This window comes from Tabrizicola thermarum, from assembly GCF_003574395.1.
Lineage (GTDB): Bacteria > Pseudomonadota > Alphaproteobacteria > Rhodobacterales > Rhodobacteraceae > Tabrizicola > Tabrizicola thermarum.
In genome coordinates this window covers 18,594-38,864 of sequence record NZ_QMJY01000018.1, presented here as the reverse complement: position 1 = coordinate 38,864, position 20,271 = coordinate 18,594, and the positions used below count along the sequence as shown (strand labels likewise).

The 20,271-nt window shown below is 67.6% G+C and carries 26 protein-coding genes; 9 read left to right on the top strand and 17 right to left on the bottom strand.

Annotated elements, in window-relative coordinates:
- Positions 1-21: 21 nt before the first annotated feature.
- From deoD to D5084_RS08405, 4 genes are all read left to right on the top strand, one after another.
- Positions 22-726 carry a purine-nucleoside phosphorylase gene (gene deoD, locus D5084_RS08420; RefSeq protein WP_128515085.1) on the top strand — a complete coding sequence of 235 codons (705 nt, stop codon included), beginning with the start codon at positions 22-24 and terminating at the stop codon, positions 724-726.
- A gap of 65 nt (positions 727-791) precedes the next feature.
- Positions 792-1,727, top strand: a complete 936-nt coding sequence (locus D5084_RS08415; protein ID WP_128515084.1) for an NADP-dependent oxidoreductase — start codon at positions 792-794, stop codon at positions 1,725-1,727.
- A gap of 60 nt (positions 1,728-1,787) precedes the next feature.
- Complete coding sequence (glyA, locus tag D5084_RS08410; protein WP_128515083.1) at positions 1,788-3,107, top strand: serine hydroxymethyltransferase; 1,320 nt, start codon at positions 1,788-1,790, stop codon at positions 3,105-3,107.
- Positions 3,104-4,087 carry an aldo/keto reductase gene (locus D5084_RS08405; protein WP_128515082.1) on the top strand — a complete coding sequence of 328 codons (984 nt, stop codon included), beginning with the start codon at positions 3,104-3,106 and terminating at the stop codon, positions 4,085-4,087. The genes glyA and D5084_RS08405 overlap by 4 nt, the downstream gene beginning before the upstream one ends.
- A gap of 44 nt (positions 4,088-4,131) precedes the next feature.
- Here the strand turns inward: D5084_RS08405 and D5084_RS08400 are convergent, their stop codons facing one another.
- From D5084_RS08400 to D5084_RS08335, 14 genes are all read right to left on the bottom strand, one after another.
- Entirely contained in the window at positions 4,132-4,326 is a 195-nt protein-coding gene (locus tag D5084_RS08400) for a hypothetical protein (protein ID WP_128515081.1), read from the bottom strand.
- 3 nt (positions 4,327-4,329) lie between these two features.
- A complete protein-coding gene (locus D5084_RS08395; protein ID WP_128515080.1) occupies positions 4,330-5,109 on the bottom strand; it encodes a succinate dehydrogenase iron-sulfur subunit in 780 nt (259 codons plus the stop codon).
- A gap of 3 nt (positions 5,110-5,112) precedes the next feature.
- Complete coding sequence (locus tag D5084_RS08390; protein ID WP_128515079.1) at positions 5,113-5,898, bottom strand: methyltransferase domain-containing protein; 786 nt, start codon at positions 5,896-5,898, stop codon at positions 5,113-5,115.
- Positions 5,898-6,200 (bottom strand): hypothetical protein, encoded by a 303-nt coding sequence (locus D5084_RS08385; protein ID WP_128515078.1) that lies wholly within the window; start codon positions 6,198-6,200, stop codon positions 5,898-5,900. Before D5084_RS08385 ends, D5084_RS08390 begins: the two co-directional genes overlap by 1 nt.
- Positions 6,200-7,036, bottom strand: a complete 837-nt coding sequence (locus D5084_RS08380) for a hypothetical protein (protein WP_128515077.1) — start codon at positions 7,034-7,036, stop codon at positions 6,200-6,202. The genes D5084_RS08385 and D5084_RS08380 overlap by 1 nt, the downstream gene beginning before the upstream one ends.
- Positions 7,037-7,043: 7 nt before the next feature.
- Positions 7,044-7,367 (bottom strand): hypothetical protein, encoded by a 324-nt coding sequence (locus D5084_RS08375; RefSeq protein WP_128515076.1) that lies wholly within the window; start codon positions 7,365-7,367, stop codon positions 7,044-7,046.
- Positions 7,364-8,200: an FkbM family methyltransferase gene (locus D5084_RS08370; protein ID WP_128515075.1), complete on the bottom strand. Its 837-nt coding sequence runs from the start codon at positions 8,198-8,200 to the stop codon at positions 7,364-7,366. The genes D5084_RS08375 and D5084_RS08370 overlap by 4 nt, the downstream gene beginning before the upstream one ends.
- Positions 8,200-10,002 (bottom strand): succinate dehydrogenase flavoprotein subunit, encoded by a 1,803-nt coding sequence (gene sdhA / locus D5084_RS08365; protein WP_128515074.1) that lies wholly within the window; start codon positions 10,000-10,002, stop codon positions 8,200-8,202. The genes D5084_RS08370 and sdhA overlap by 1 nt, the downstream gene beginning before the upstream one ends.
- 10 nt (positions 10,003-10,012) lie before the next feature.
- Complete coding sequence (gene sdhD / locus D5084_RS08360; protein WP_128515073.1) at positions 10,013-10,384, bottom strand: succinate dehydrogenase, hydrophobic membrane anchor protein; 372 nt, start codon at positions 10,382-10,384, stop codon at positions 10,013-10,015.
- A gap of 11 nt (positions 10,385-10,395) precedes the next feature.
- Positions 10,396-10,782, bottom strand: coding sequence for a succinate dehydrogenase, cytochrome b556 subunit (sdhC, locus tag D5084_RS08355; protein WP_128515072.1), 387 nt, complete (start codon positions 10,780-10,782; stop codon positions 10,396-10,398).
- Positions 10,783-10,991: 209 nt separating this feature from the next.
- Positions 10,992-12,014, bottom strand: coding sequence for a MaoC family dehydratase (locus D5084_RS08350; protein ID WP_128515071.1), 1,023 nt, complete (start codon positions 12,012-12,014; stop codon positions 10,992-10,994).
- Positions 12,011-12,214 (bottom strand): DUF1737 domain-containing protein, encoded by a 204-nt coding sequence (locus D5084_RS08345; RefSeq protein ID WP_128515070.1) that lies wholly within the window; start codon positions 12,212-12,214, stop codon positions 12,011-12,013. The genes D5084_RS08350 and D5084_RS08345 overlap by 4 nt, the downstream gene beginning before the upstream one ends.
- 95 nt (positions 12,215-12,309) lie before the next feature.
- On the bottom strand, positions 12,310-12,879 hold the full coding sequence (locus D5084_RS08340) for an NnrU family protein (protein WP_128515069.1): 570 nt from the start codon (positions 12,877-12,879) through the stop codon (positions 12,310-12,312).
- Between the two features lie 36 nt (positions 12,880-12,915).
- Positions 12,916-13,788 carry an HpcH/HpaI aldolase/citrate lyase family protein gene (locus D5084_RS08335; protein ID WP_128515068.1) on the bottom strand — a complete coding sequence of 291 codons (873 nt, stop codon included), beginning with the start codon at positions 13,786-13,788 and terminating at the stop codon, positions 12,916-12,918.
- Positions 13,789-14,006: 218 nt separating this feature from the next.
- Here D5084_RS08335 and D5084_RS08330 point away from each other — a divergent pair, with 218 nt between their 5' ends.
- Positions 14,007-14,318 carry a hypothetical protein gene (locus D5084_RS08330; protein ID WP_128515067.1) on the top strand — a complete coding sequence of 104 codons (312 nt, stop codon included), beginning with the start codon at positions 14,007-14,009 and terminating at the stop codon, positions 14,316-14,318.
- Here the strand turns inward: D5084_RS08330 and D5084_RS08325 are convergent.
- Both D5084_RS08325 and D5084_RS08320 read right to left on the bottom strand, forming a co-directional pair.
- Entirely contained in the window at positions 14,270-14,527 is a 258-nt protein-coding gene (locus D5084_RS08325; RefSeq protein ID WP_128515066.1) for an Ada metal-binding domain-containing protein, read from the bottom strand. The genes D5084_RS08330 and D5084_RS08325 overlap by 49 nt on opposite strands.
- A gap of 149 nt (positions 14,528-14,676) precedes the next feature.
- Positions 14,677-15,426: a sulfite exporter TauE/SafE family protein gene (locus D5084_RS08320; protein WP_128515065.1), complete on the bottom strand. Its 750-nt coding sequence runs from the start codon at positions 15,424-15,426 to the stop codon at positions 14,677-14,679.
- Between the two features lie 154 nt (positions 15,427-15,580).
- Between D5084_RS08320 and mdh the strand changes: the two genes are divergently transcribed.
- The 3 genes from mdh (at position 15,581) to D5084_RS08305 (ending at position 18,094) form a co-directional block, all read left to right on the top strand.
- Positions 15,581-16,543, top strand: a complete 963-nt coding sequence (gene mdh, locus D5084_RS08315; RefSeq protein ID WP_128515064.1) for a malate dehydrogenase — start codon at positions 15,581-15,583, stop codon at positions 16,541-16,543.
- A 655-nt stretch (positions 16,544-17,198) separates the two neighbouring features.
- Positions 17,199-17,432 (top strand): hypothetical protein, encoded by a 234-nt coding sequence (locus D5084_RS08310; RefSeq protein ID WP_128515063.1) that lies wholly within the window; start codon positions 17,199-17,201, stop codon positions 17,430-17,432.
- A 110-nt stretch (positions 17,433-17,542) separates the two neighbouring features.
- Entirely contained in the window at positions 17,543-18,094 is a 552-nt protein-coding gene (locus D5084_RS08305) for a class I SAM-dependent methyltransferase (RefSeq protein ID WP_238382575.1), read from the top strand.
- Here the strand turns inward: D5084_RS08305 and D5084_RS08300 are convergent.
- Positions 18,055-18,918: a glycosyltransferase family A protein gene (locus D5084_RS08300; RefSeq protein ID WP_128515061.1), complete on the bottom strand. Its 864-nt coding sequence runs from the start codon at positions 18,916-18,918 to the stop codon at positions 18,055-18,057. The genes D5084_RS08305 and D5084_RS08300 overlap by 40 nt on opposite strands.
- 120 nt (positions 18,919-19,038) lie before the next feature.
- Between D5084_RS08300 and D5084_RS08295 the strand changes: the two genes are divergently transcribed.
- Positions 19,039-20,220 carry a hypothetical protein gene (locus D5084_RS08295; RefSeq protein WP_128515060.1) on the top strand — a complete coding sequence of 394 codons (1,182 nt, stop codon included), beginning with the start codon at positions 19,039-19,041 and terminating at the stop codon, positions 20,218-20,220.
- Positions 20,221-20,271: the final 51 nt, after the last annotated feature.

Genomic DNA, 20,271 nt, shown 5'->3' with positions numbered 1-20,271 from the left:
TCTGCCCTGGAGAGCGCGTTCATGACCTTCCACATCGGAGCCAAGCCGGGCGACATCGCCGAAACCGTTCTTCTGCCCGGCGACCCCTACCGCGCCCGCTGGGCCGCGCAGACCTTCCTGAAGGACGCGGTTCTGGTGAACGAGGTGCGGGGGATGCTGGGCTATACCGGCAACTGGAACGGCCACCGCGTGACGATCCACGGCTCGGGCATGGGAATGCCGTCGCTGTCGATCTATGCCAACGAACTGATCCGCGACTATGGCGCGAAGACCCTGATTCGCATCGGCTCGGCCGGTGCCCTGCCTGAAAGCGTCAAGGTCCGCGACGTGATCCTGGCCCAGACCGCCTCGACCGTCGGCTCGCCCTCGCGCACGATCTTCCGCGAACTCAACTTCGCCCCCTGCGCTGATTTCCACCTGCTTTCAAAGGCCTACGCTGCCGCCACCGCCAAGGGCACGCCCGTCCATGTCGGGGGCATCTATTCCTCGGACACCTTCTACGACGAACGCCCCGACCTGTCGGAACAACTTGTCCGCCACGGCTGCCTGGGGGTCGAGATGGAGGCCGCCGAGCTGTACATGGTCGCCGCCCGCCACGGCGCACGGGCGCTGGCGATCCTCACCGTCTCCGACCACATCACGACCGGAGAAGCCCTGCCCGCCGACCAGCGCGAACGCAGCTTCGGCGCGATGGTGGAAATCGCGCTGGAGGCGGCTTTCGCCTGACCCCTTGAGCAGCGGAGCGGAGCGCCCTATGTCCGGGCAAAGCTCCCCAACCGATTGGTCCCCCTATGAAAGCCGCCCGCATCCACGCCTATGGCGACCCCTCCGAAATCCGGATCGAGGACGCCCCCCTCCCCACCCTCAATGACGACGACGTGCTGATCCGCACTGTGGCCACCAGCGTCAACCCGGTCGACTGGAAGATCCGCAAGGGCTACCTGAAGTCGTACATCCCCTATGAGATGCCACTCATCATGGGCTGGGATGTCTCTGGCATCGTTGAGAAAACCGGCGCGGCGGTCACCAAGTTCAAGCCCGGCGACGCAGTCTATTCCCGCCCCGACATCCGCCGCAACGGCGCCTATGCCGAGTTCATTGCCGTCCGCGAAAGCGAGATCGCATTCAAGCCCGCCACCATCAGCCATATCGAGGCGGCGAGCCTCCCCCTCGTCTCGATCACCGCGTGGGAATCGCTCTTCACCACCGCCAACCTGACCTCTGGGCAAAGGGTGCTGATCCACGCCGGGGCCGGGGGCGTTGGCTCCATCGCCGTGCAACTTGCGAAAGCCAGGGGCGCGCATGTCACCGCCACCGCCTCCGCCGCCAAGCTTGCGCTGGTGAAGTCTTTGGGCGCGGATGAGGTGATCGATTACCGCTGCCAGGATTTCGCAAGTGTTGCCAAGGACATGGACGTCGTCTTCGACACCCTCGGCGGCGAGGTGCAGGAGAAATCCTGGAGCGTCCTCAAACCCGGCGGGATGCTCGTTTCCATCACCGACCGCCCGTCCGAGGAGCGCGCCAAAGCCGAAGGCAAGCGCGCCGGTTACGTCTTCATCGACCCCAACGCCGCGATCCTGACCGAACTCGCCCGGATGGTCGACGCGGGTCAGGTCCGCCCCGTGATCGGCGCCGAATTCGGCCTGAACGACACGGCCAAGGCCCAGGAACTCAGCGAGACGGGCCGCGCCACCGGCAAGATCGTGATCTACGTCGGGCATCCCTAGGGCCGCCCTTGCGGAACCTTCCCCCCTCTGTATCCATGAGGGGGTGAAGGAGCCCGCCCCATGCCCCACCTCTCCCCCCGCCCCTGGGTGCCCCCCGCCTGCGAGGCGCAAGTCCAGATCCTTGCCGCCACCGCTTCCCGGCCCTCTCCCCACGTGGCCGACCGGATCGAGGCGCTGATCCAGGCGAACCTGCAGATCCACGATCAGGACTGCTTCAACCTCAACCCCGCGACCAACGTGATGAACCCCCGGGCCGAGGCGGCGCTGGCCTCCGGCCTCGGCTCGCGCCCCTCGCTGGGCTACCCCGGCGACAAGTATGAAATGGGGCTGGAGGCGATCGAGGAGATCGAGGTCATCGCCGCCGAACTCGCCGCCGAAATCTTCCAGGCGCGTTACGCCGAGATTCGCGTCGGCTCTGGCGCCTTGGCCAACCTCTACGGCTTTATGGCGCTGGCCAAGCCCGGGGACAGCATCATCGCGCCCCCCGCCACCATCGGCGGCCACGTCACCCACCACGCCGCCGGTTGCGCGGGGCTTTACGGGCTGACCACCCACGCCGCCCCCATCGACGCCGACGGCTACACGCTTGATCTTGCAGCACTTCACGACCTCGCCCACGCCGTCCGCCCCAAGATCATCACAGTTGGCGGCAGCCTGAACCTGTTCTCCCACCCGGTCGCCGAGGTTCGCAAGATCGCCGATCAGGTCGGCGCCAAGGTCCTCTTCGACGCCGCCCATCAATGCGGCATCATCGCGGGCGGGGTCTGGGCCAACCCGCTCACCGAGGGCGCGCATCTGATGACGATGTCCACCTACAAGTCCCTCGGCGGCCCCGCCGGCGGCCTGATCGTCACCAACGACGCCACCATCGCCGAACGTCTCGACGCCATCGCCTTCCCCGGCCTCACCGCCAACTTCGACGCCGCGAAATCGGCGGCGCTGGCCTATACCCTCCTCGACTGGCGCGACCACGGCGCGGCCTATGCCAGGGCCATGGTGGAGCTCGCAAAGGCCCTCGCCCGCGAACTCACCCAACTCGGCCTGCCCGTCTTTGCCGCCGACCGGGGCGCCACCACCTCGCACCAGTTCGCCATCGAGGCCGCCCCCTTCGGCGGGGGCCAGGCCGCCTCCAAGACGCTCCGCAAGGCGGGCTTCCTCGCCTGCGGCATCGGCCTGCCCCTCCCCGACGTGCCGGGCGACATGAACGGCCTCCGCATCGGCACGCCGGAACTCGTCCGCCGCGGCGTCACCCCCGCCGACGCCCCTGCCCTCGCCGCGCTCATCGCCGAGGCCCTGCGCTCCAACGCCCCCGAAACAATCGCGCCCCGCACCCGCGCCCTGCGCGCCCGGTTTCAGGGCCTGCATTATGTTACGCCATGAGAACCCGCAAACTCGGCCGCTCCGGCCCTGACGTTTCCGCCCTCGGCCTTGGCTGCCTCTCCTTCGGCGGCATGTTCGGTCCTACGACCGAGGCCGAAACCCTGCGCACTCTCGACGCCGCCTGGGAGGCCGGGATCACCTTCCTCGACACCGCCAACGGCTATGGCAAGGGCGTCAGCGAAACCTTCATCGGCACCTGGCTGAAACGGTCAGGCCACCGCCCCCACATCGCCACCAAGGCCGCCTTCACCGACGACCCCGCCCGCCGCATCGACAACCGGCCCGAGCACATGCGTACCGAACTGGAAGGCTCGCTGAAACGCCTCGGCCTGGACCACGTGACCCTGTTCTACGCCCACCGCCACGACCCCCGGATCCCGGCCGAGGACCTTGCCGGCACCATGCAACGCCTGCATGAGGAAGGGAAAATCCTCGGCTACGGCCTTTCCGAAGTCGGCCCCTATACGCTGGAACGCTGCCACGCCGTCCATCCGGTGATGGCTGTGCAAAGCGAATACTCGCTCTGGACCCGCACGCCGGAACTTGGCCTGATCCAGCGTTGCGCGCAGCTTGGCGTGGCCTTCGTCCCCTTCTCCCCCCTCGCCCGCGGTGCCTTCGGAACGCCCATGGCCGACCCCGCCACCTTCGCCCCGAACGAGTTTCGCAGCCGCATCCCCCGCTTTGCGCCCGAAAACTGGCCGCACAACAAGACGCGGCTTGACGCCTTCCACGCCTTCGCGCGGCAACGCGGCTTCACCCCCGCCGCGCTTGCCCTGGCCTGGCTTCTCGACCGCGCGCCCCACATCATCCCCATCCCCGGCACCCGCACGGCCGATCACCTGCGCGCCTGGGCCATGGCGCCCGAGATCGACCTGACCGACGACGACCGGCAGGAGATCGACCGCCTCCTCCCCGTCGGCTGGGCCTGGGGCGACCGCTACGATGACCACATGGCCGCGACGGTGGAACGCTATTCCTGACCCGGAGGCACCATCACCTCGCGCGGGAAAAGCGGAAACCAGCCCTACCGCCGCGCCCGCAGACAATCCCTGGGCTCTGCCCCCCGCGCCTCGGCCCCGCAGACCGCACAGCGCCAGAAGTCCGGCGCCTCGCGCCGGTCCAGCCGCCAGCGGCAGTCGCGCGTCAGCGTCGTCGTCCGCCACTGGTGCCAGAGGAACAGGTAAACCCCGACCCCCAGAACCAGCAGCAGCAGCGGCAAGGGTTACACCACCCGCTCGACCATCATCTTCTTGATCTCGGCGATCGCCTTCGCCGGGTTCAGCCCCTTGGGGCAGGTCTTGGCGCAGTTCATGATCGTGTGGCAGCGATACAGCTTGAACGGGTCCTCCAGCTGATCCAGCCGCTCCCCCGTCGCCTCGTCCCGTGAGTCAATGATCCAGCGATAGGCATGCAACAAAGCCGCCGGACCCAGATAGCGGTCGCTGTTCCACCAATAGGACGGGCACGACGTCGAGCACGACGCGCACATCACGCATTCATAAAGCCCGTCCAGCTTCTTCCGGTCCTCGATCGACTGCCGCCACTCCTTCGCCGGGCGGTTGGTCTTGGTCTCCAGCCAGGGCATGATACTGGCGTGCTGGGCGTAGAAATGCGTAAGATCCGGGATCAGGTCCTTGATGACCGCCATATGCGGCAGGGGGTAGATCTTCACATCCCCCTTGATCTCGTCCAGCCCGTAGATGCAGGCCAGCGTGTTGATCCCGTCGATGTTCATCGCACAGGACCCGCAGATGCCTTCGCGGCAGGACCGCCGGAACGTCAGCGTCGGGTCGATCTCGGTCTTGATCTTGATCAGCGCGTCAAGAACCATCGGGCCGCAGCTGTCCATGTCGACGAAATAGGTGTCCACCCGCGGATTTTCGCCGTCATCGGGGTTCCAGCGGTAGATCTGGAACTTCCGCACGTTCTTTGCGCCCTCTGGCTTCGGCCAGGTCTTGCCGGTGCGGATCCTGGAATTCTTGGGGAGCGAGAACTGAACCATGTCTCAGCCTTTCCTGGTCTTGGGGTTCGGTGCGGCGGGTTTCGTCAGCTCGTACAAGGTCTCGCCGCGCATGAGGGAATAGGTGGAAACGTCCGGCTCGACCGAGACGAATTCGTAAAGCTCGAACCCGGCCGCGCGCATGTGATCCTTCAGGTCGCGGCCGAAATAGCGGCTGTGATCCTTCTGGCCGAAATGCAGCATCCGCTCGCGCGGGGTGGTGATGGCCGGATTGACATAGGTCGTCGCCCAGGCCTCGATCACGGGGGTCGTCACCACCAGCCGACCGCCGGGCCTCAGGCACCGGAAACACTCGGCCAGCGCCTTGTGATGATCCACATGTTCCAGGATCTGATGTGCGACGATCAGGTCGAAACTGGCATCCTCCAGCTCCAGAGCCTCGATGTTCAGCTTGCGGTCGACCTTCCTGCGCATGAAATCGGCGGTGACATAGGTGCCCGCCAACCCCCGCAGGATCGGCTCGAACATCGGTTCCGGCGCGAAATGCAGCACCGACATCTCCTTGCCGATGCCCCCCCGCCGGTCGATCCACAGCTTGAACAGGCGATGGCGTTCCCGCGACCGGCACAGGGGGCACAACCCGTCCAGACGCGGCGGCTCGCCGACCGGGGCAAACTCGCCCACATAGCCGCAGACCGGACAGGTCCGGGTGAAGCCGGTCGCCACCATCGCCTCGAACTCGCGCACACGCCGCCGCCGGATGCGCTCCAGCGCACCTCTGGCGAAGCGCACGGCCTTCGGGTCGGGCGTGGGGATCACATCCTGGGCCATCACCGCCAGTCCGGCCTTGCATACAGGGGTCTGCTCGGCGGCTCGCCCGCCTTCTGCATCACGCAGGACTCATAGACCGCCGAGGGGTCGCGGCCCAGCAGGAAATCCGAACTCACGTTCAGCTCCAGCCCCGCCGAAGTCCGCCCGCCCGAGCCCACGCCGACCGACACCTCGCCCCGGGGCTGCTTGGCCAGCCGCGCGCGCTCAAAGCACTGCCGCTCGGCCTCGGCCAGCGACATCGGCCCGCAGGCACCCAGAACCAGCGACGCCAGAAGCAGCCCTGCCGCGATCCCCTGTTTCATCATGCACTCCTCGCCACAGGCGTCTCGGCCCGGATCGTCCCCAGCGGCACGAGGTCCGGCTTGCCCATCGGCCCGCGACCGGGGGTGAAATCTTCCAGCACCTGCAACCCGTTCGACCTCACGCGCGAGGCGCGCAGATGCACCGGGCGCACCCGCTGACCCTCCAGCGCGTATTTCAGGAAGCGTTCGGCATGAAGCCGCTTGCCCCGCGCACAATATTCGCCCATCCGCTCGGCCCGCCTGCCATAGGCCGCGATCGCCTCCGCCCCCTTCACCAGCGCAAAGCGGTCGTTCAGCCCGAACCACTGCGACCAGTCCGGCACCAGCACGAACTGCCGATGCACGCGCGCCAGAAAGTCCAGAGCCTCGGCCATGCTGTCATGGTAAAGCAGGTCCGGCCGGGCGAAGATCACGATGTCGGGCCGGACCCCTTCGGCCAGCAGAGTTGCCCGTTTCAACGAATGCAGCTGGTGCACGAGGTTCCTGAACGACGCGAAATCGTCGCGCCAGATGTCGCCCTTCGCCTGCATCTCGGCCACCGGATACAGGTCCAGACAGGCGCCCGGCTCCTCGATCTCCACCGCGTCCAGCGCCAGAAGCCGGTATTCCTCGGGGTCCAGCGCGCCGCTTTCGCCCGAGCGGGGATTGCTGATTTCCGTCTGCCGGAAGAAATGCCCGAACAGCCGCACCTCTTGCGCGATGGCGCGGGCCGGGGCGATGATGTTGGCCTCGATCGCGGGCAGGGTCAGCCGCAAGGCGCGCGTGATGCCGAAGAAGACGACCGCGACCCTCAGGTCCGGCTTGATGCGCCCCTTCGATGCCGCCCGCTCTGCCATCCCGCGGTCAGCCGCCCACCAGAGGCGGCACGCCGTTCGCCGCATAACAGGCCCGCGCCGCCGGACGCCCGGCGATCTCGCGGATGGTGGCCTTGGTCGAAGTGCCGGCCTCCACCCCCACATCCCGCGCCAGAAGCCGCAACTCCTCCTCGCTTGCCGCGTCGAGGATGCATTTCGTCGCCTTCCGCGCCGGTTCCGCCGGCATGTCGATGTTCACCACCGGGAACACCACCGTATGCGCCGTGCGCTTCAGCGTGTCCTGCACCAGTTCCGCCGGGTCGCAGGCGGCCAGCGTTCCCAGCAAGGCCACAAAACCCAGAAGTCGTGTCACGCCCGGTCTCCTTCCCGTTCGAAATGCAGGTTGCGGATGTTGCTGAAGACTTCGCGGTAGCCCTTTGCGCGCAGTTCGGCCACCACGTCGCGCTTCCAGTACTTGTGGTGGCAGACCTCGATCAGGATATAGCGCGGCCATGCCTCGGGCGGCATCGTGTCGAAATAGGGCAGCAGCTCCTGGTCCTCGAACCCCTCGATGTCGATCTTCAGCATCCCGATCCGGGTGATACCCCGCTCGGCCAAGGGCACAGTCGGCACCCTCTCTTCGATCCAGTCGTCGAACCGTTTGTTGGCACTGGTCAGCCCGATGCTGTGCGGTGCCCGGTAGATCGTCATCTCGCCCCGTTCGGGCGACACCGCCGCCTGCACGATCTCGACCCGCGTCACGCCGTTCAGCGCCAGGTTGATCCGCAACCGCCGCGCGGTGCCGGGATCCGGCTCGAAGGCAATGATCGACCGACCTTCCGGCAGGAACCGCGCCGCGATCAGGCTGTAAAGTCCGATGTTGGCCCCAATGTCGATGAAGTTCTCATAGGCCGCCACACGCTCAGCCACGCGGGCAAATTCATCCTCCTCGCCATGGATGCCGTTCAGAACTATGCCTTCGTCCCCGGCGTTGGTAGCCGGGTGCAGTCGCAGTCGAAAGCCATGATAGGTCACGTCGAAAATCCGCCGCGACCGGTGCAACCACGCGCGCCCCAGCTTGCGCCAAAGGGGCCAAGCCCGGCGCGGGCGGTTGAAGTCACGCTTGCCCAGCACCAGACGGGCCACCGTATCGGGCGAAAAGGTCCCGAACGGCGCTTCTTCCGGGCTCGGCAGCGTGACTGCCATCAGAACTTCCTTTCCGCCGGGGCGATCTTGGCCAGGGGGATCCCGCCCTCTGCCTCGCTGGTCAGAGGGTCTCCGTGCACCGGGCGGTAGTCAAGCGTCACCTTGTTGCCAGCCACCCAGGCCAGCGAATGTTTGCGCCAGTTGACATCGTCACGGGCCGGATAGTCCTCGTGCGCATGGGCGCCGCGGCTTTCGGTCCGGGCATGCGCCGCGTAGATCGTCGCCAGCGCGTTCGGCATCAGGTTGGTCAGCTCCAGCGTCTCCATCAGGTCGCTGTTCCAGATCAGGCTGCGGTCGGTGACATGCAGGTCGCCCATCTTGCCCGCGATCGCCGTCATCTTCTTCTCGCCCTCCGCCAGGGTCTCCTCGGCCCGGAACACCGCCGCATCGGCCTGCATCGTGCGCTGCATCTCCAGCCGCAACTCGGCCGTCGGCACCGCCCCGTTCGCATGGCGCAGCGCGTCGAACCGGGCCAGGGCCTTGTCCACCTCGGCCTTGTTGGTCGCGGGGACCGAGGCGCCCCGGTCCACCACCTGCCCGGCGCGGATCGCGGCAGCGCGGCCGAAGACCACCAGGTCGATCAGGCTGTTCGATCCCAGCCGGTTCGCGCCATGCACGGATGCACAGCCCGCCTCGCCCACCGCCATCAGCCCGGGGAACACCGCATCGGGGTTGTCCTTCGTCGGGTTCAGCACCTCGCCCCAATAGTTCGTGGGGATGCCGCCCATGTTGTAATGCACCGTGGGCAGCACCGGGATCGGCTCCTTGTGCAGGTCCACGCCCGCGAAGATGCGCGCGCTCTCGGTGATCCCCGGCAGGCGCTGCTCCAGCGATTCCTTCGGCAGGTGCGACAGGTTCAGGTGGATATGGTCCTTGTTCGGCCCCACCCCCCGGCCTTCCCGGATTTCGATCGTCATGCAGCGGCTGACATAGTCGCGCGGCGCGAGGTCCTTGTAATGCGGCGCATAGCGTTCCATGAACCGCTCGCCCTCGCTGTTGGTCAGATAGCCGCCCTCGCCGCGCGCGCCTTCGGTGATGAGGCACCCCGAGCCATAGATGCCGGTCGGGTGGAACTGCACGAACTCCATGTCCTGCAAGGGCAGACCGGCCCGCGCCACCATCCCGCCGCCGTCCCCGGTGCAGGTATGCGCCGAGGTCGCGCTGAAATAGGCCCGGCCATAGCCGCCCGTCGCCAGCACCACCATCTTCGCGTTGAAGACATGGATCGTGCCATCATCCAGCTTCCAGGCAACAACGCCGGTGCAGGCCCCGTCGGTGATGATGAGGTCGATGGCGAAATACTCGATGTAGAACTCCGCGTTGTTCTTCAGGCTCTGCCCGTACAGAGTATGCAGAATCGCATGCCCCGTCCGGTCCGCCGCCGCGCAGGTCCGCTGCACCGGAGGCCCGTTGCCGAACTCGGTCGTGTGCCCGCCAAAGGGCCGCTGATAGATCTTGCCCTCTTCGGTGCGGCTGAAGGGCACCCCGTAATGCTCCAGCTCGTAAACAGCCTTCGGGGCCTCGCGCGCCAGATACTCCATCGCGTCCGTATCGCCCAGCCAGTCCGACCCCTTCACCGTGTCGTACATGTGCCATTGCCAGTGGTCCGGCCCCATGTTGCCAAGGCTCGCCGCAATCCCCCCCTGCGCCGCCACAGTGTGCGACCGGGTCGGGAAGACCTTGGTCACGCAGGCCGTGCGCAGCCCCTGCTCGGCCATGCCCAGGGTCGCGCGCAGACCGGCGCCGCCGGCCCCCACCACGACCACGTCATATTCATGCGTCTCATACGGATAGGCGGTCATCATCAGATCCTTACAGAGCCATGCGGGCCAGGGCGAACAGCCCCGTCGCGGCGATCACCCAGGCAAGACAGGTCACGAAGATGATCAGCATCTTCCGCGCCGAGCCCCTGGAATAATCCTCGATCATCGTGGTCGCACCCATGGCGAAATGCCGCATCCCGACGACCAGCAGCAGCGCCGTCAGGATCGCCGGGAAGGGGCTGCCGAAGGTGGCGACCACCGCCTCCCGGCTTTGGCCCAGCGCGCGCCCGAAGACATACAGCCAGACCGGCACCAGGAAGGCGAGGCCGACCGAGGACACCGTCATCGACCAATGATGCTCCGTCCCGTGATGGGCAGCACCCCGGCCCTCGGCCCGCTTGCGGGGGGTGATATAGCGCATGACGGCCTCCCTCACTGCACCAGAAGAATTGTGATCACAGTCAGCACGACCGACCCGATGATGACGGCCCAGCCCAGCTTTTCCGCCGTCGGAATATCGAGGCCCCGGCCCGCGTCATAGTAAAGGTGCCGAAGCCCGGCGAGATAGTGATACCACACCGCCCACAAGGACCCGGTGAACACCAGATCGCCGAACCAGCTCGTCGCCACCGCGTTCGCCACCGCGAAATAGGCGTCCGATGTCGCCGCCGCCAGCAGCCACCAGACCCCCAGCACCACGCCCGCGATCAGCGCGTGCCCGGTGATCCGCGTCAGGATCGAGGTCAGCATCGGCACTTGCCAGCGATAGATCTGAAGATGGGGCGACAGGGGTCGCGCCGCCTGCTTCACGTCTGCCATGGTCGGTCCTCACGTCTGGCGGCGCGGCCCCCCCGGGGCAGCACCTGGCTGTCGTTCATTCTTCTGAATAGCGCGGATTTCGCCCGTGTCACGCAGCGAATGCCGCGATTGCAGCATGTTGCCGCTAGCGGAGCACGATTTCCGCGCTTTGTGATCACGCCTTGAAAATCCGTGATCACAGAATACGCCGCTCGCCGCCGCTGCGCGACTCAGACCGGCACCAGCGCCCAGTAGTCCAGGTCCAGCAGCACTTCGGGCAGATACCTGCCCTCCGGCCCCCGCAAGGCCCCCGCCGCACCCTTCGTCGCCACCAGCCGCAGCCGCAGGGCCCCCACCGAGGGCACCGGGGTCTCGGCCTTGTCCAGCACCTCCGACCAGGCCCGCACCGTATCCCCGGCAAAGCACGGGTTCGCATGGGCGCCTGCGTTCAGCGCCACGATCATCTGCGCATTGGCCAGGCCGTTGAACGACAGGGCCCGCGCCAGGCTGATCACATGCCCGCCATAGATCAGCCGCCGCCCGTCCTCGCGCTGGCCCACGTCGAAATGCACCTTCGAGGTGTTCTGCCACAACCGCGTCGCCAGCATGTGCTCGGCTTCCTCGACCGTCACCGCATCGACATGGTCGATGACCTCGCCCACCGCGTAATCCCCCCAGCGGTGCGGCTCCCCCGCCAGGTCAAAGTCATAGCGGCTGAAGTCCAGCCCCTCCGGCACCACCAGCGCCCCCGGGTCCACCACCGGCGCCAGCTCCGGCACCGCGACCGGCATCACCACCTCGCGCCGCCGCTTCCGCACCATCACCCAGCGCACGTACTCCAGCACCACGTCCCCGTGCTGGTTCAGCCCCTTCGTCCGCACCCAGACGACCCCCGTCGCGCCGCTGGAGGTCTCCTTCAGCCCGATCACCTCGGACTCGGACCGCAGCGTATCCCCGGGCCAGACCGGCTTCAGCCAGCGCCCTTCGGCATAGCCGAGATTCGCCACCGCGTTCAGCGAAACATCCGGCACCGTCTTGCCGAAAACCGTGTGAAACGCCACCAGATCATCCAGCGGGCTGGCCTTCAGCCCCACCGACCGCGCAAATTCGTCCGAGGAATACAGGGCCCCCCGCGCCGGATACAGCGCATGATACAGCGCCCGCTCGCCCTGACCCACTGTTCGGGGCACCGCGTGCCGGATCACCTCGCCCAGCCGGTAATCCTCGAAGAAACGCCCCGGATTGGTCTTCATAGCTCGCCCAGCTTCAGCTCGGGGTGATAGTCTCCCGCCACCTCCTTCACCACCGCCTGCCCGCAGCGCATCACGCCGTGGGCCGCATCGAAGGCGTAAGCGGGCGACCCATGCAGCTCCCACCCCTTGTTCAGGGCCGCCGTCACCTTGTGACAGAAGGCCGACGTGTCATCCGCACTCAGGAACCGATAGAGCTTCATCTTCCCCAAACCTCAGACAATTCGACCAGGATTGTCTTTCATCTGTCCAAAAATATCCCACGGGGGTCCGGGGGTGTGAAACCCCCGGTCCGACCTCAGCCCCAGGGCGCCACACCCAGCCAGTTGTGGATCAGCATCACCGCCCCCATCACCACGACAGCGCCCACGACGGCCCCGATCTCCTTGCCCATCGGCGCAGGCTCCGGCACCCGCCCGCGCGGCTCGGCCCGGTTGATCAGGATCACCTCGACCACCGCCCAGGCCAGAAGCCCGCCGAACAGCACGATCGCCGCCAGATCGCCGTTCACCAGAAGATGCGCCACCGCCCAGGTCTTCACCGCCGTCAGCTGCGGATGCCGGATGACGCGGGTGATCCGCGTCTTCATGCCGCTGGCCGCATACAGATAGAAAGCGAACAGCATCAGCAGGTTGTTGACGTGGATCAGGAACCGCGGCGGGTCCCAGACAAAGACGGTCTCCACCGGCTCGATCCCCAGCCAGGCGCTGCCGCGCCAGCCGATGACCATCAGCACCACGCCGGCCAGCACCAGCACCGCGACCAGCCCCTTGCCCGGATCGCCCATCCGCGCCCGAGACCCCGGGGCCACCCGCTTCCACAGATGCGCGCCCCACCACAGCGCCAGTCCCAGAACGATCAGTGTCATTGCTGCCCTCCATCGGTTGCGGGCGCCACACTGCCGTCATTCCGCCGCCGCCGCAATCGACTGCGCCGCAATTGTCTCGGCCTTGCCGATCAGCGCCTCGGCGCTGGCCACATGCAGGTTCTCGACGATCCGCCCGTCCAGCACCGCCACCCCCTCGCCCCGCGCCCGCGCCTCGCGATAGGCCGAGATCATCCGCCGGGCCAGGGCCACCTCCTCCTCGGACGGCGCAAAGACCGCGTTTGCGATGTCCAGCTGTGCGGGATGGATCAGCGTCTTGCCGTCGAACCCCATGTCGCGGCCCTGCTCGCATTCCACCCGCAGGCCCGCCTCGTCCCTGAAGGCGTTGAACACCCCGTCCACGATGACCTTGCTCTCCGCCCGCGCCGCCATCACACAGGCCCCCAGCGACGCCATCAGCGGCAGCCGGTCGCTGCGGTGCCGCGCGCCCAGCTCCTTCGCCAGGTCGTTCGTTCCCATCACCATCCCCTCCAGCCGGGGATGCGCCGCAATCGCGCCCGCGTTCAGGCAGCCCTTCGCCGTCTCCATCATCGCCCAAAGAGGCGCCTGCACCCGACCCGCCACCGCGTCCAGATCCGCCGGACCATTCACCTTGGGCAGCAGCACCGCATCCACCCCCGGATGCGCCCGGAACGCCGCAAGGTCGCCGTCCACCCACTCGGTCCCAAGGCCATTCACCCGCACGAGTCGCACCCGCCGCCCATAGTCCGTGCCCGCCAGGACCTCGCTCAGCAGCTCCCGCGCCCGGACCTTCTCTTCCGGCGCCACCGCATCCTCCAGATCGAAGATGATCGCATCCGCGGCCAGGTCCCGCGCCTTCTCCAGCGCCCGCTCCTTCGAGGCCGGGATATACAGGACTGACCGATAGGGACGGGCAAGGCTCTTGGCCATCGACTCACCTCTGCGCAACATTCTTGCGCTTGAAAGCACGGATCGGACACAAACGGCAAGCCCATTTTCGCCGCAGCGCAGAAATTCCTGCCCCGCAGGAAGGGCCGTTCCGCCCTCCCCGGCCGCTGTCCCGCCGCCCTCTCCGTCCGCTCCGTTAACCGCCTGTCAGCCGGCCCCCGGCAGCCTGTGAGCCGTCCCAAAGCCAGAAAGGCCCGCGCATGACCCAGCAGATGTTCGCCCTCTCCTTCGGCCTCGCCGCGATGCTCGCCGCCGCCGACATCGCCCATGGCGCCCCGCAATGCGACAGCCGCGAGGCGGTGACCGCCCTCCTCGCCGACCGCTACGGCGAAACCCGCCGCTCGATCGGAATCGCCGGTCAGGCCGCGGTGATGGAGCTTTTCGCCTCCGACGCCACCGGCACCTGGTCCATCACGCTGACCCTGCCGGACGGACGGATGTGCCTGATGGCCTCGGGCTCGAACTACGAGGCGCTGACCGAAGACCTCCCGGCCGGGGGCGACCCCGCCTGAGGCCGGCACCGTCTGCAGGCGCGAAAACCCGCCGCCTCGCACTCCGCAACCGTCGCGCGGAACGCCACGTTCTTCCGCAACGGCGTCCGCGCCGGGCAGGTCATCCGGCAGAAGATCCCGGTCGTCATGACGCAGACGAACGCCTGCCCGGCAAAGCGCCCGTCCCGGGCGGCAAGCAATGCGTAAAGCACATCGGCATCGGGCAGCATCGGCAAACTCCTGACCAGGCCCCGGCGCATCTCGATCCCCTCCCCCCTCCGTGGGGGAGGGAGAGGGTGGGGGGCGGGCCCTCCCCGGCAGCATTGCACGGCCGACGACCGGACACAGCCCGGCCAGCACCGATCCCGCAGGATCCGGGTCAGATCAGCCCCGAAACCCCGTCCCGGATCAGCTTCAGCGAGATCAGCAAAAGCGCCCAGGTCACGGCCTGAAAGAACAGCTTTTCCGGCATCCGCCGGACCAGCCGCACGCCCGCGAACACCGCAACCACCGCCGGTACCGCCAGCACCGCCGCCATCTTCAGATTGCCGGGGTTCAGCTGGCCCAGCGCGTAATAGGGCACCAGCTTCACCGCATTGATGATCGCGAAGGCAATCGTCGAGGTCCCGGCAAATACCGCCTTCGGCATCCCCAGCGGCAGGGTATAGACCTGATAGGGCGGGGCGCCCGCGTGGCTGACGAAGCTCGTGAACCCCGTCACGGCGCCCCAGAACAGACCCGGCACCACCTCCGCCCGCTTCCGCGCGCCCCCGACCGGACGCCGCAGGATCAGGGTCAGCGCAAAGGCCAGCCCGATCACGCCCACCAGCAACGTCACCGCCGCCTCCGGCACCACCGAGGCCGTGGCCCAGCCGATCCCGATGCCCAGGATCGCCCCCGGCACCACGATCGCCAGCACCCGCCGGTCGAACTCCCGGCGATAGGCGTAAAGCCCGAAGGCGTCCGACACCACGAAGACCGGCAACAGCATCCCCGCCGCGACGATCGGGTTCATCACCAGCGCCATCACCGGCACCGCCAGCATCCCCACGATCGGGACCCCGCCCTTGCCCAACCCCACCATCGCCGCCGCAACCACCGCCGCCAGCCAGAACCAGATATCCGCCATGCCGCCCTCCGCTGGCGTTACCGCTAACGCCTCCACCCGACGACCGAAAGCTGCAAAATTTCGCATACCATGGTATACTGAACCCCATTCCGGTGCTGGACTCACGCCCGATAAGCGGCTACCCAACCCCCGATTCACCCCATAGGAGGCACCCATGGCCAGACCCAAGATCGCCCTCATCGGCGCCGGTCAGATCGGCGGCACGCTTGCGCATCTCGTCGCGCTCAAGGAACTGGGCGACGTCGTCCTGTTCGACATCGCCGAGGGCACGCCGCAGGGCAAGGCGCTCGACATCGCGCAGTCCGGCCCGGTCGAAGGCTTCGACGCCTCCCTCACCGGCACCAATGCCTATGCCGACCTCAAGGGCGCCGATGTCTGCATCGTGACCGCCGGGGTCCCCCGCAAACCGGGGATGAGCCGCGACGACCTCCTCGGCATCAACCTCAAGGTGATGAAGGCGGTGGGCGAGGGCATCAAGGCCAACTGCCCCGATGCCTTCGTGATCTGCATCACCAACCCGCTCGACGCGATGGTCTGGGCGCTGCGCGAGTTTTCGGGCCTGCCGCACAACAAGGTGGTCGGCATGGCCGGGGTCCTCGACTCGGCGCGCTTCCGCCACTTCCTGTCGCTGGAATTCAACGTCTCGATGAAGGACGTGACCGCCTTCGTCCTCGGCGGCCACGGCGACACGATGGTGCCGTCCGTCCGCTACTCCACCGTCGGCGGCATCCCGCTGCCCGACCTCGTGGCGATGGGCTGGACCACACAGGAAAAACTCGACGCCATCGTCCAGCGCACCCGTGACGGCGGGGCCGAGATCGTCGGCCTCCTGAAAACCGGCTCGGCCTTCTACGCCCCCGCGGCCTCGGCCGTCGAAATGGCCGAAGCCTATCTCAAGGACCAGAAACGCCTCCTGCCCTGCGCCGCCCATGTGAAGGGCGCCTACGGGCTTGACGGTCTTTACGTCGGCGTTCCCGTCATCCTCGGCGCGGGCGGGGTCGAGCGTGTGGTCGAGGTGAATCTCGACGCCACCGAAAAGGCCATGTTCGACAAGTCGGTCGATGCGGTGAAGGGCCTCGTCGCCGCCTGCAAGGGCATCGATCCCTCGCTCGCCTGATCTGTAGGTCGGACTTCAGACCGGCTCCCAAGGGTGCGCCTCGGCGCGCCCTTTTTCATGCCCGGCATCCTCTGGCATCTCGACCAGCCGCCCCCGGATGCGCCGCGACCGGATCGCCCCACCCGACCCGCAGATCCGGCCCTCATCGAAGACTTGCCCCACAGGCCCGGTGCGGTTCCCGATGCCCTCGGAACACCCTGCTGCGCCCTGCCTGCCCTTGCCCTTTCCCAAATACTCCCGCCGGAGGCATCCCGCCGACGCGCCAGGCGCGCCAGATGACCGCCAGGAAGACCCGGACGGCAAATCCCCTCCCCCGGTGGGGAGGGGAAGGTCGCGGGGAGGCCGCAATGCGGGTCCGCTGATGCCCGGTGCAGGGCCCGGTGCGGCGCCCGGCGCCCTCGGAAAACCCTGGCGCGTCGTACCGGCTCTTGCTCTTTTCCCAAATACTCCCGCCGGAGGCATCCTCCCCCGGGCCCAGGCGCACCCCCTGACCGCCGGAACCAACCGCACGGCAAGGCGCGTCCCCCCCCGGTGGGGAGGGGAGGGGGGTGGGAGGCGCCCGTCGAAATCCTAACAGCCGGTAAATGCCCACGCCCAAACCCTTGATTTCCCTAGCCCCATTGACCGCGCCGCGCGCGGCGCGCGACAAGCCCCCTTGCCCCCGCCCCCCGAATCCGGCATCCCCAGGGGCCAGACCACCCCCGAAGGGACCCACCCCATGGACTACTCGAAATCCGGCAACCCCAAGGGTGCCCGCAGCACCCTTCGCGGCCCCGACCACGCCCAGAAAGGCGCGCCCAAGGCGGTCAAGCCCCCGCGCGAGACCCAGGAACAGCTCCTCGCCCGCATGAAGGCCGCCGCCGCCGCGAAGAAGGGCGACAAGGCCTGACCCGCCTTAAGTCCCCCTACCTCGCCCCCGGCTTCTATGACGAGGCCATCGCCAGGGGCCGCCACCGCGACATCGTCGGTGGCCGCTGGGACGAGACCGCCCGTGTCCAGATGCAGGCCCTCCTCAGCCAGGGCATGACCCCCGAGGACCACCTCCTCGACATCGGTTGCGGCGCGCTGCGTCTGGGGCACAAGGCCGTCCCATACCTCAGACCCGGCCACTACTGGGGCACCGACGCCTCCCTCGCCCTGATGCGCCACGGGCGGCTCACCGAACTCCCCGACCCCGCGCGCCTCCCCGAAGACCACCTGATCGAGGACGCCCGGTTCGCCTTTCCCGGCATCCCCGACACGATCACGCTCGCCATCGCCTTCGGCGTCTTCACCCACCTCCCCCACGCCGACCTCGCCACCGCGCTGACGAACCTCCGCCGCTTCCCGCTGATGCGAAGCGTGCTCTTCACTGTGTTCCTCTCCGACGCCTCCGGCCCGGCGCGACAACCCGACGGCGTCGTCACCCACCCCGACCGCCCGCCCTACCATGTTCCGGAAAGCAGCGTCCTCGGTACCATCCGGTCCGCCGGCTTCACCCCGACCCGCAGCCCGATGCTCTTGCCGCGCGGTCAGGTGCTCTGGGTCGCAACCCCGCCCCAGATCCCGTAGGTCCGCCGCATGTGGTCGATGCAGGCCCGGTTCGCCGCATCCCGCCCCGCCCCGTCGATCACCGCCCGGTTCAACGCCTCGGCCCGCGACGACTGCAGCACCGCCCGCGCCAGGTTCAGCTCCCTGTCCGCCCAGACCGGTATGCCCCGCCGCGCATAGTGACCCGACAGCCAGACGTCATCGACCGCCCAGACGACGGCCGGGATCGCATAGGCCGCGTCATCCAGGAAGTCCGGCCGGATGCCGACCCCCGCATAGCCCTCGGCGATGTCGGCATAGCCCGAGCTTTCGACCTTGCGGAACCGCGGGAAAAGCGCCCTGGCCGTCACCTTGCCGCCGCGAAGCCGGAACAGGGCAAGCCGCAGCTGGAACCCGAGTTGCAGCGCATGGGGTGGCGCAAGGACCGCTCGGGGCAGCGGCTCCTTCGCCTTCCAGCGCACCCCCAACCTGTCGACCGTCGTGGCCCCGGCGCAGATGACAGCCTCGGGATGCGCCTTTCGCAGCGCAAGCGACTTCGCCGCCCAGTCCCGCCCGTAGACGTGGTCGTCATCGACATACAGAAGCTCGACCTCCTGCCCGCGATAGGCCTGCGCCGCCGGCAGGATCTTCGTGGCAGGCCCATGATCCTCGTCCGAGCGGACGATCCTCACCCCCTCGGGCACCTCCGGCAACCCGCCGCCCCAGTCGGGAAATCGGCGATAGCCTTTCGGAATGTAAACCTCGATCGCCTCGGGCCGCGAAGATTGCGCTCGCAGCGAAAGCAGCGTGGGTCCAAGGCTGCCAAAGCGCGGCGGGATCGTCGACAGTGTGATGACATGGCGCATCCCCGACCTTTAGCCAGCCGTCCCGAACCGGTAAAGATCACCCGAAGGTTCCGGGCAACCCGACTTGCGCCCATCCGCAAGCGACTTCACACTCGCCCCCGCCGATACAGGAGGCCCCCCATGCGTACGCTTGCCCTCGCCCTGCTCCTCGCCACCCCCGCCGCCGCCGAGACCCTCTCCGAGGAAATCGCTCGCACCGGCCTTTCCGCGACCGAGACGCGCCTCGCAGCCCTGCCCTCGCCCACCAACGAGGACCTCTTCGCCCTGGCCGGGCTCCACTTCCTCGGCGGGATCGAACAGGCCCTGCAACTTCGCTGGAAGACCGGGGTCAAGGCCGACTGGTCGGAACTGCCGATCCTGCGCCTGCCGATCCCGGAAAACCCCGACGCCATCCCCTTCCAGGCCGCCGATTTCACCGCGCTGATCCGCAATCTCGACGCCGACATGGAGGCCTCACGCGCGGCACTGGCCCGATTGGGCGACAAGCCCTTCGCCCTGCCGATCCGCGTCAGCGACCTCTGGTTCGACATCAACGCCAACGGCACCCGTGATGCGGGAGAAGACCTCGCCGAAGTCACCGACATGGCCCTCGGCGGCCGCCGGGGCATGGGCGTCGCGGTCGAAGACCCGGTCATCACCTTCGACACCGCCGATGCCGCCTGGCTGGCCGCCTACACCCATTTCCTCTCCGGCTTCGCCTCCACCGCGCTTGCCTACGACCCCGAACCCGCGATCCAGCGCGTCCTCGATTCGTCGAAACAGATCTATGCCCTTTGGGGCACCACGCCGCCGAACAACGCGATGGACATGATGTTCGGCCGCCAGGTCGACCGCGCCGCGATGGTCTTGGGCGCCCTCTCGAACACCCCGGACAAGGCCCTCGCCCAGGATGCCTACGGCCACTTCCTGTCGATGATCCAGGAGAACCGCCGCTTCTGGTCGCTCGTCACGCTGGAAACCGACAACACCGGCGAATGGGTGCCGAACGATACCCACACCTCCGGCCTTGGCCTGCGGATGCCGCCCGGCACCGGCGCGCGCTGGCAGGCGGTGCTGGCCAACGCCGAAAAGGCGCTGAAGGGAGAGCTTCTCATCCCGCACTGGCGCTTCGGGGCCGAGGCCGGGATCAACCTGAAAAAGGCTTTCGAGACCCCGCCCGCCGTTGACCTCATCACCTGGATCCAGGGCGAGGGCCTGCTGCCCTATGCCGAGAAAGGCCCGCTGATGTCCGGCCAGGCCTGGCGCGACTTCAGTGACATCGTCCAGGGCGATGCGATGCTGTTTGCCGTCTTCCTGAACTGATCGTCCGGGCGCCGATTTCCTGCGGAAATCGGACCGGAATTCGCACGAATT

Coding starts and splice junctions, on each gene's coding strand:
- D5084_RS08305 (WP_238382575.1), top strand. CDS start 17,543: ATGCAGGCCCTCCTCAGCCAGGGCATGACCCCCGAGGACCACCTCCTC.
- D5084_RS08330 (WP_128515067.1), top strand. CDS start 14,007: ATGACCCAGCAGATGTTCGCCCTCTCCTTCGGCCTCGCCGCGATGCTC.
- sdhC (WP_128515072.1), bottom strand. CDS start 10,782: ATGGCAGACGTGAAGCAGGCGGCGCGACCCCTGTCGCCCCATCTTCAG.
- D5084_RS08385 (WP_128515078.1), bottom strand. CDS start 6,200: ATGAAACAGGGGATCGCGGCAGGGCTGCTTCTGGCGTCGCTGGTTCTG.
- sdhD (WP_128515073.1), bottom strand. CDS start 10,384: ATGCGCTATATCACCCCCCGCAAGCGGGCCGAGGGCCGGGGTGCTGCC.
- D5084_RS08300 (WP_128515061.1), bottom strand. CDS start 18,918: ATGCGCCATGTCATCACACTGTCGACGATCCCGCCGCGCTTTGGCAGC.
- D5084_RS08395 (WP_128515080.1), bottom strand. CDS start 5,109: ATGGTTCAGTTCTCGCTCCCCAAGAATTCCAGGATCCGCACCGGCAAG.
- sdhA (WP_128515074.1), bottom strand. CDS start 10,002: ATGACCGCCTATCCGTATGAGACGCATGAATATGACGTGGTCGTGGTG.
- D5084_RS08350 (WP_128515071.1), bottom strand. CDS start 12,014: ATGAAGACCAATCCGGGGCGTTTCTTCGAGGATTACCGGCTGGGCGAG.
- D5084_RS08295 (WP_128515060.1), top strand. CDS start 19,039: ATGCGTACGCTTGCCCTCGCCCTGCTCCTCGCCACCCCCGCCGCCGCC.
- D5084_RS08320 (WP_128515065.1), bottom strand. CDS start 15,426: ATGGCGGATATCTGGTTCTGGCTGGCGGCGGTGGTTGCGGCGGCGATG.
- D5084_RS08390 (WP_128515079.1), bottom strand. CDS start 5,898: ATGGCCCAGGATGTGATCCCCACGCCCGACCCGAAGGCCGTGCGCTTC.
- D5084_RS08405 (WP_128515082.1), top strand. CDS start 3,104: ATGAGAACCCGCAAACTCGGCCGCTCCGGCCCTGACGTTTCCGCCCTC.
- D5084_RS08370 (WP_128515075.1), bottom strand. CDS start 8,200: ATGGCAGTCACGCTGCCGAGCCCGGAAGAAGCGCCGTTCGGGACCTTT.
- D5084_RS08380 (WP_128515077.1), bottom strand. CDS start 7,036: ATGGCAGAGCGGGCGGCATCGAAGGGGCGCATCAAGCCGGACCTGAGG.
- glyA (WP_128515083.1), top strand. CDS start 1,788: ATGCCCCACCTCTCCCCCCGCCCCTGGGTGCCCCCCGCCTGCGAGGCG.
- D5084_RS08325 (WP_128515066.1), bottom strand. CDS start 14,527: ATGCTGCCCGATGCCGATGTGCTTTACGCATTGCTTGCCGCCCGGGAC.
- deoD (WP_128515085.1), top strand. CDS start 22: ATGACCTTCCACATCGGAGCCAAGCCGGGCGACATCGCCGAAACCGTT.
- D5084_RS08415 (WP_128515084.1), top strand. CDS start 792: ATGAAAGCCGCCCGCATCCACGCCTATGGCGACCCCTCCGAAATCCGG.
- mdh (WP_128515064.1), top strand. CDS start 15,581: ATGGCCAGACCCAAGATCGCCCTCATCGGCGCCGGTCAGATCGGCGGC.
- D5084_RS08335 (WP_128515068.1), bottom strand. CDS start 13,788: ATGGCCAAGAGCCTTGCCCGTCCCTATCGGTCAGTCCTGTATATCCCG.
- D5084_RS08345 (WP_128515070.1), bottom strand. CDS start 12,214: ATGAAGCTCTATCGGTTCCTGAGTGCGGATGACACGTCGGCCTTCTGT.
- D5084_RS08340 (WP_128515069.1), bottom strand. CDS start 12,879: ATGACACTGATCGTTCTGGGACTGGCGCTGTGGTGGGGCGCGCATCTG.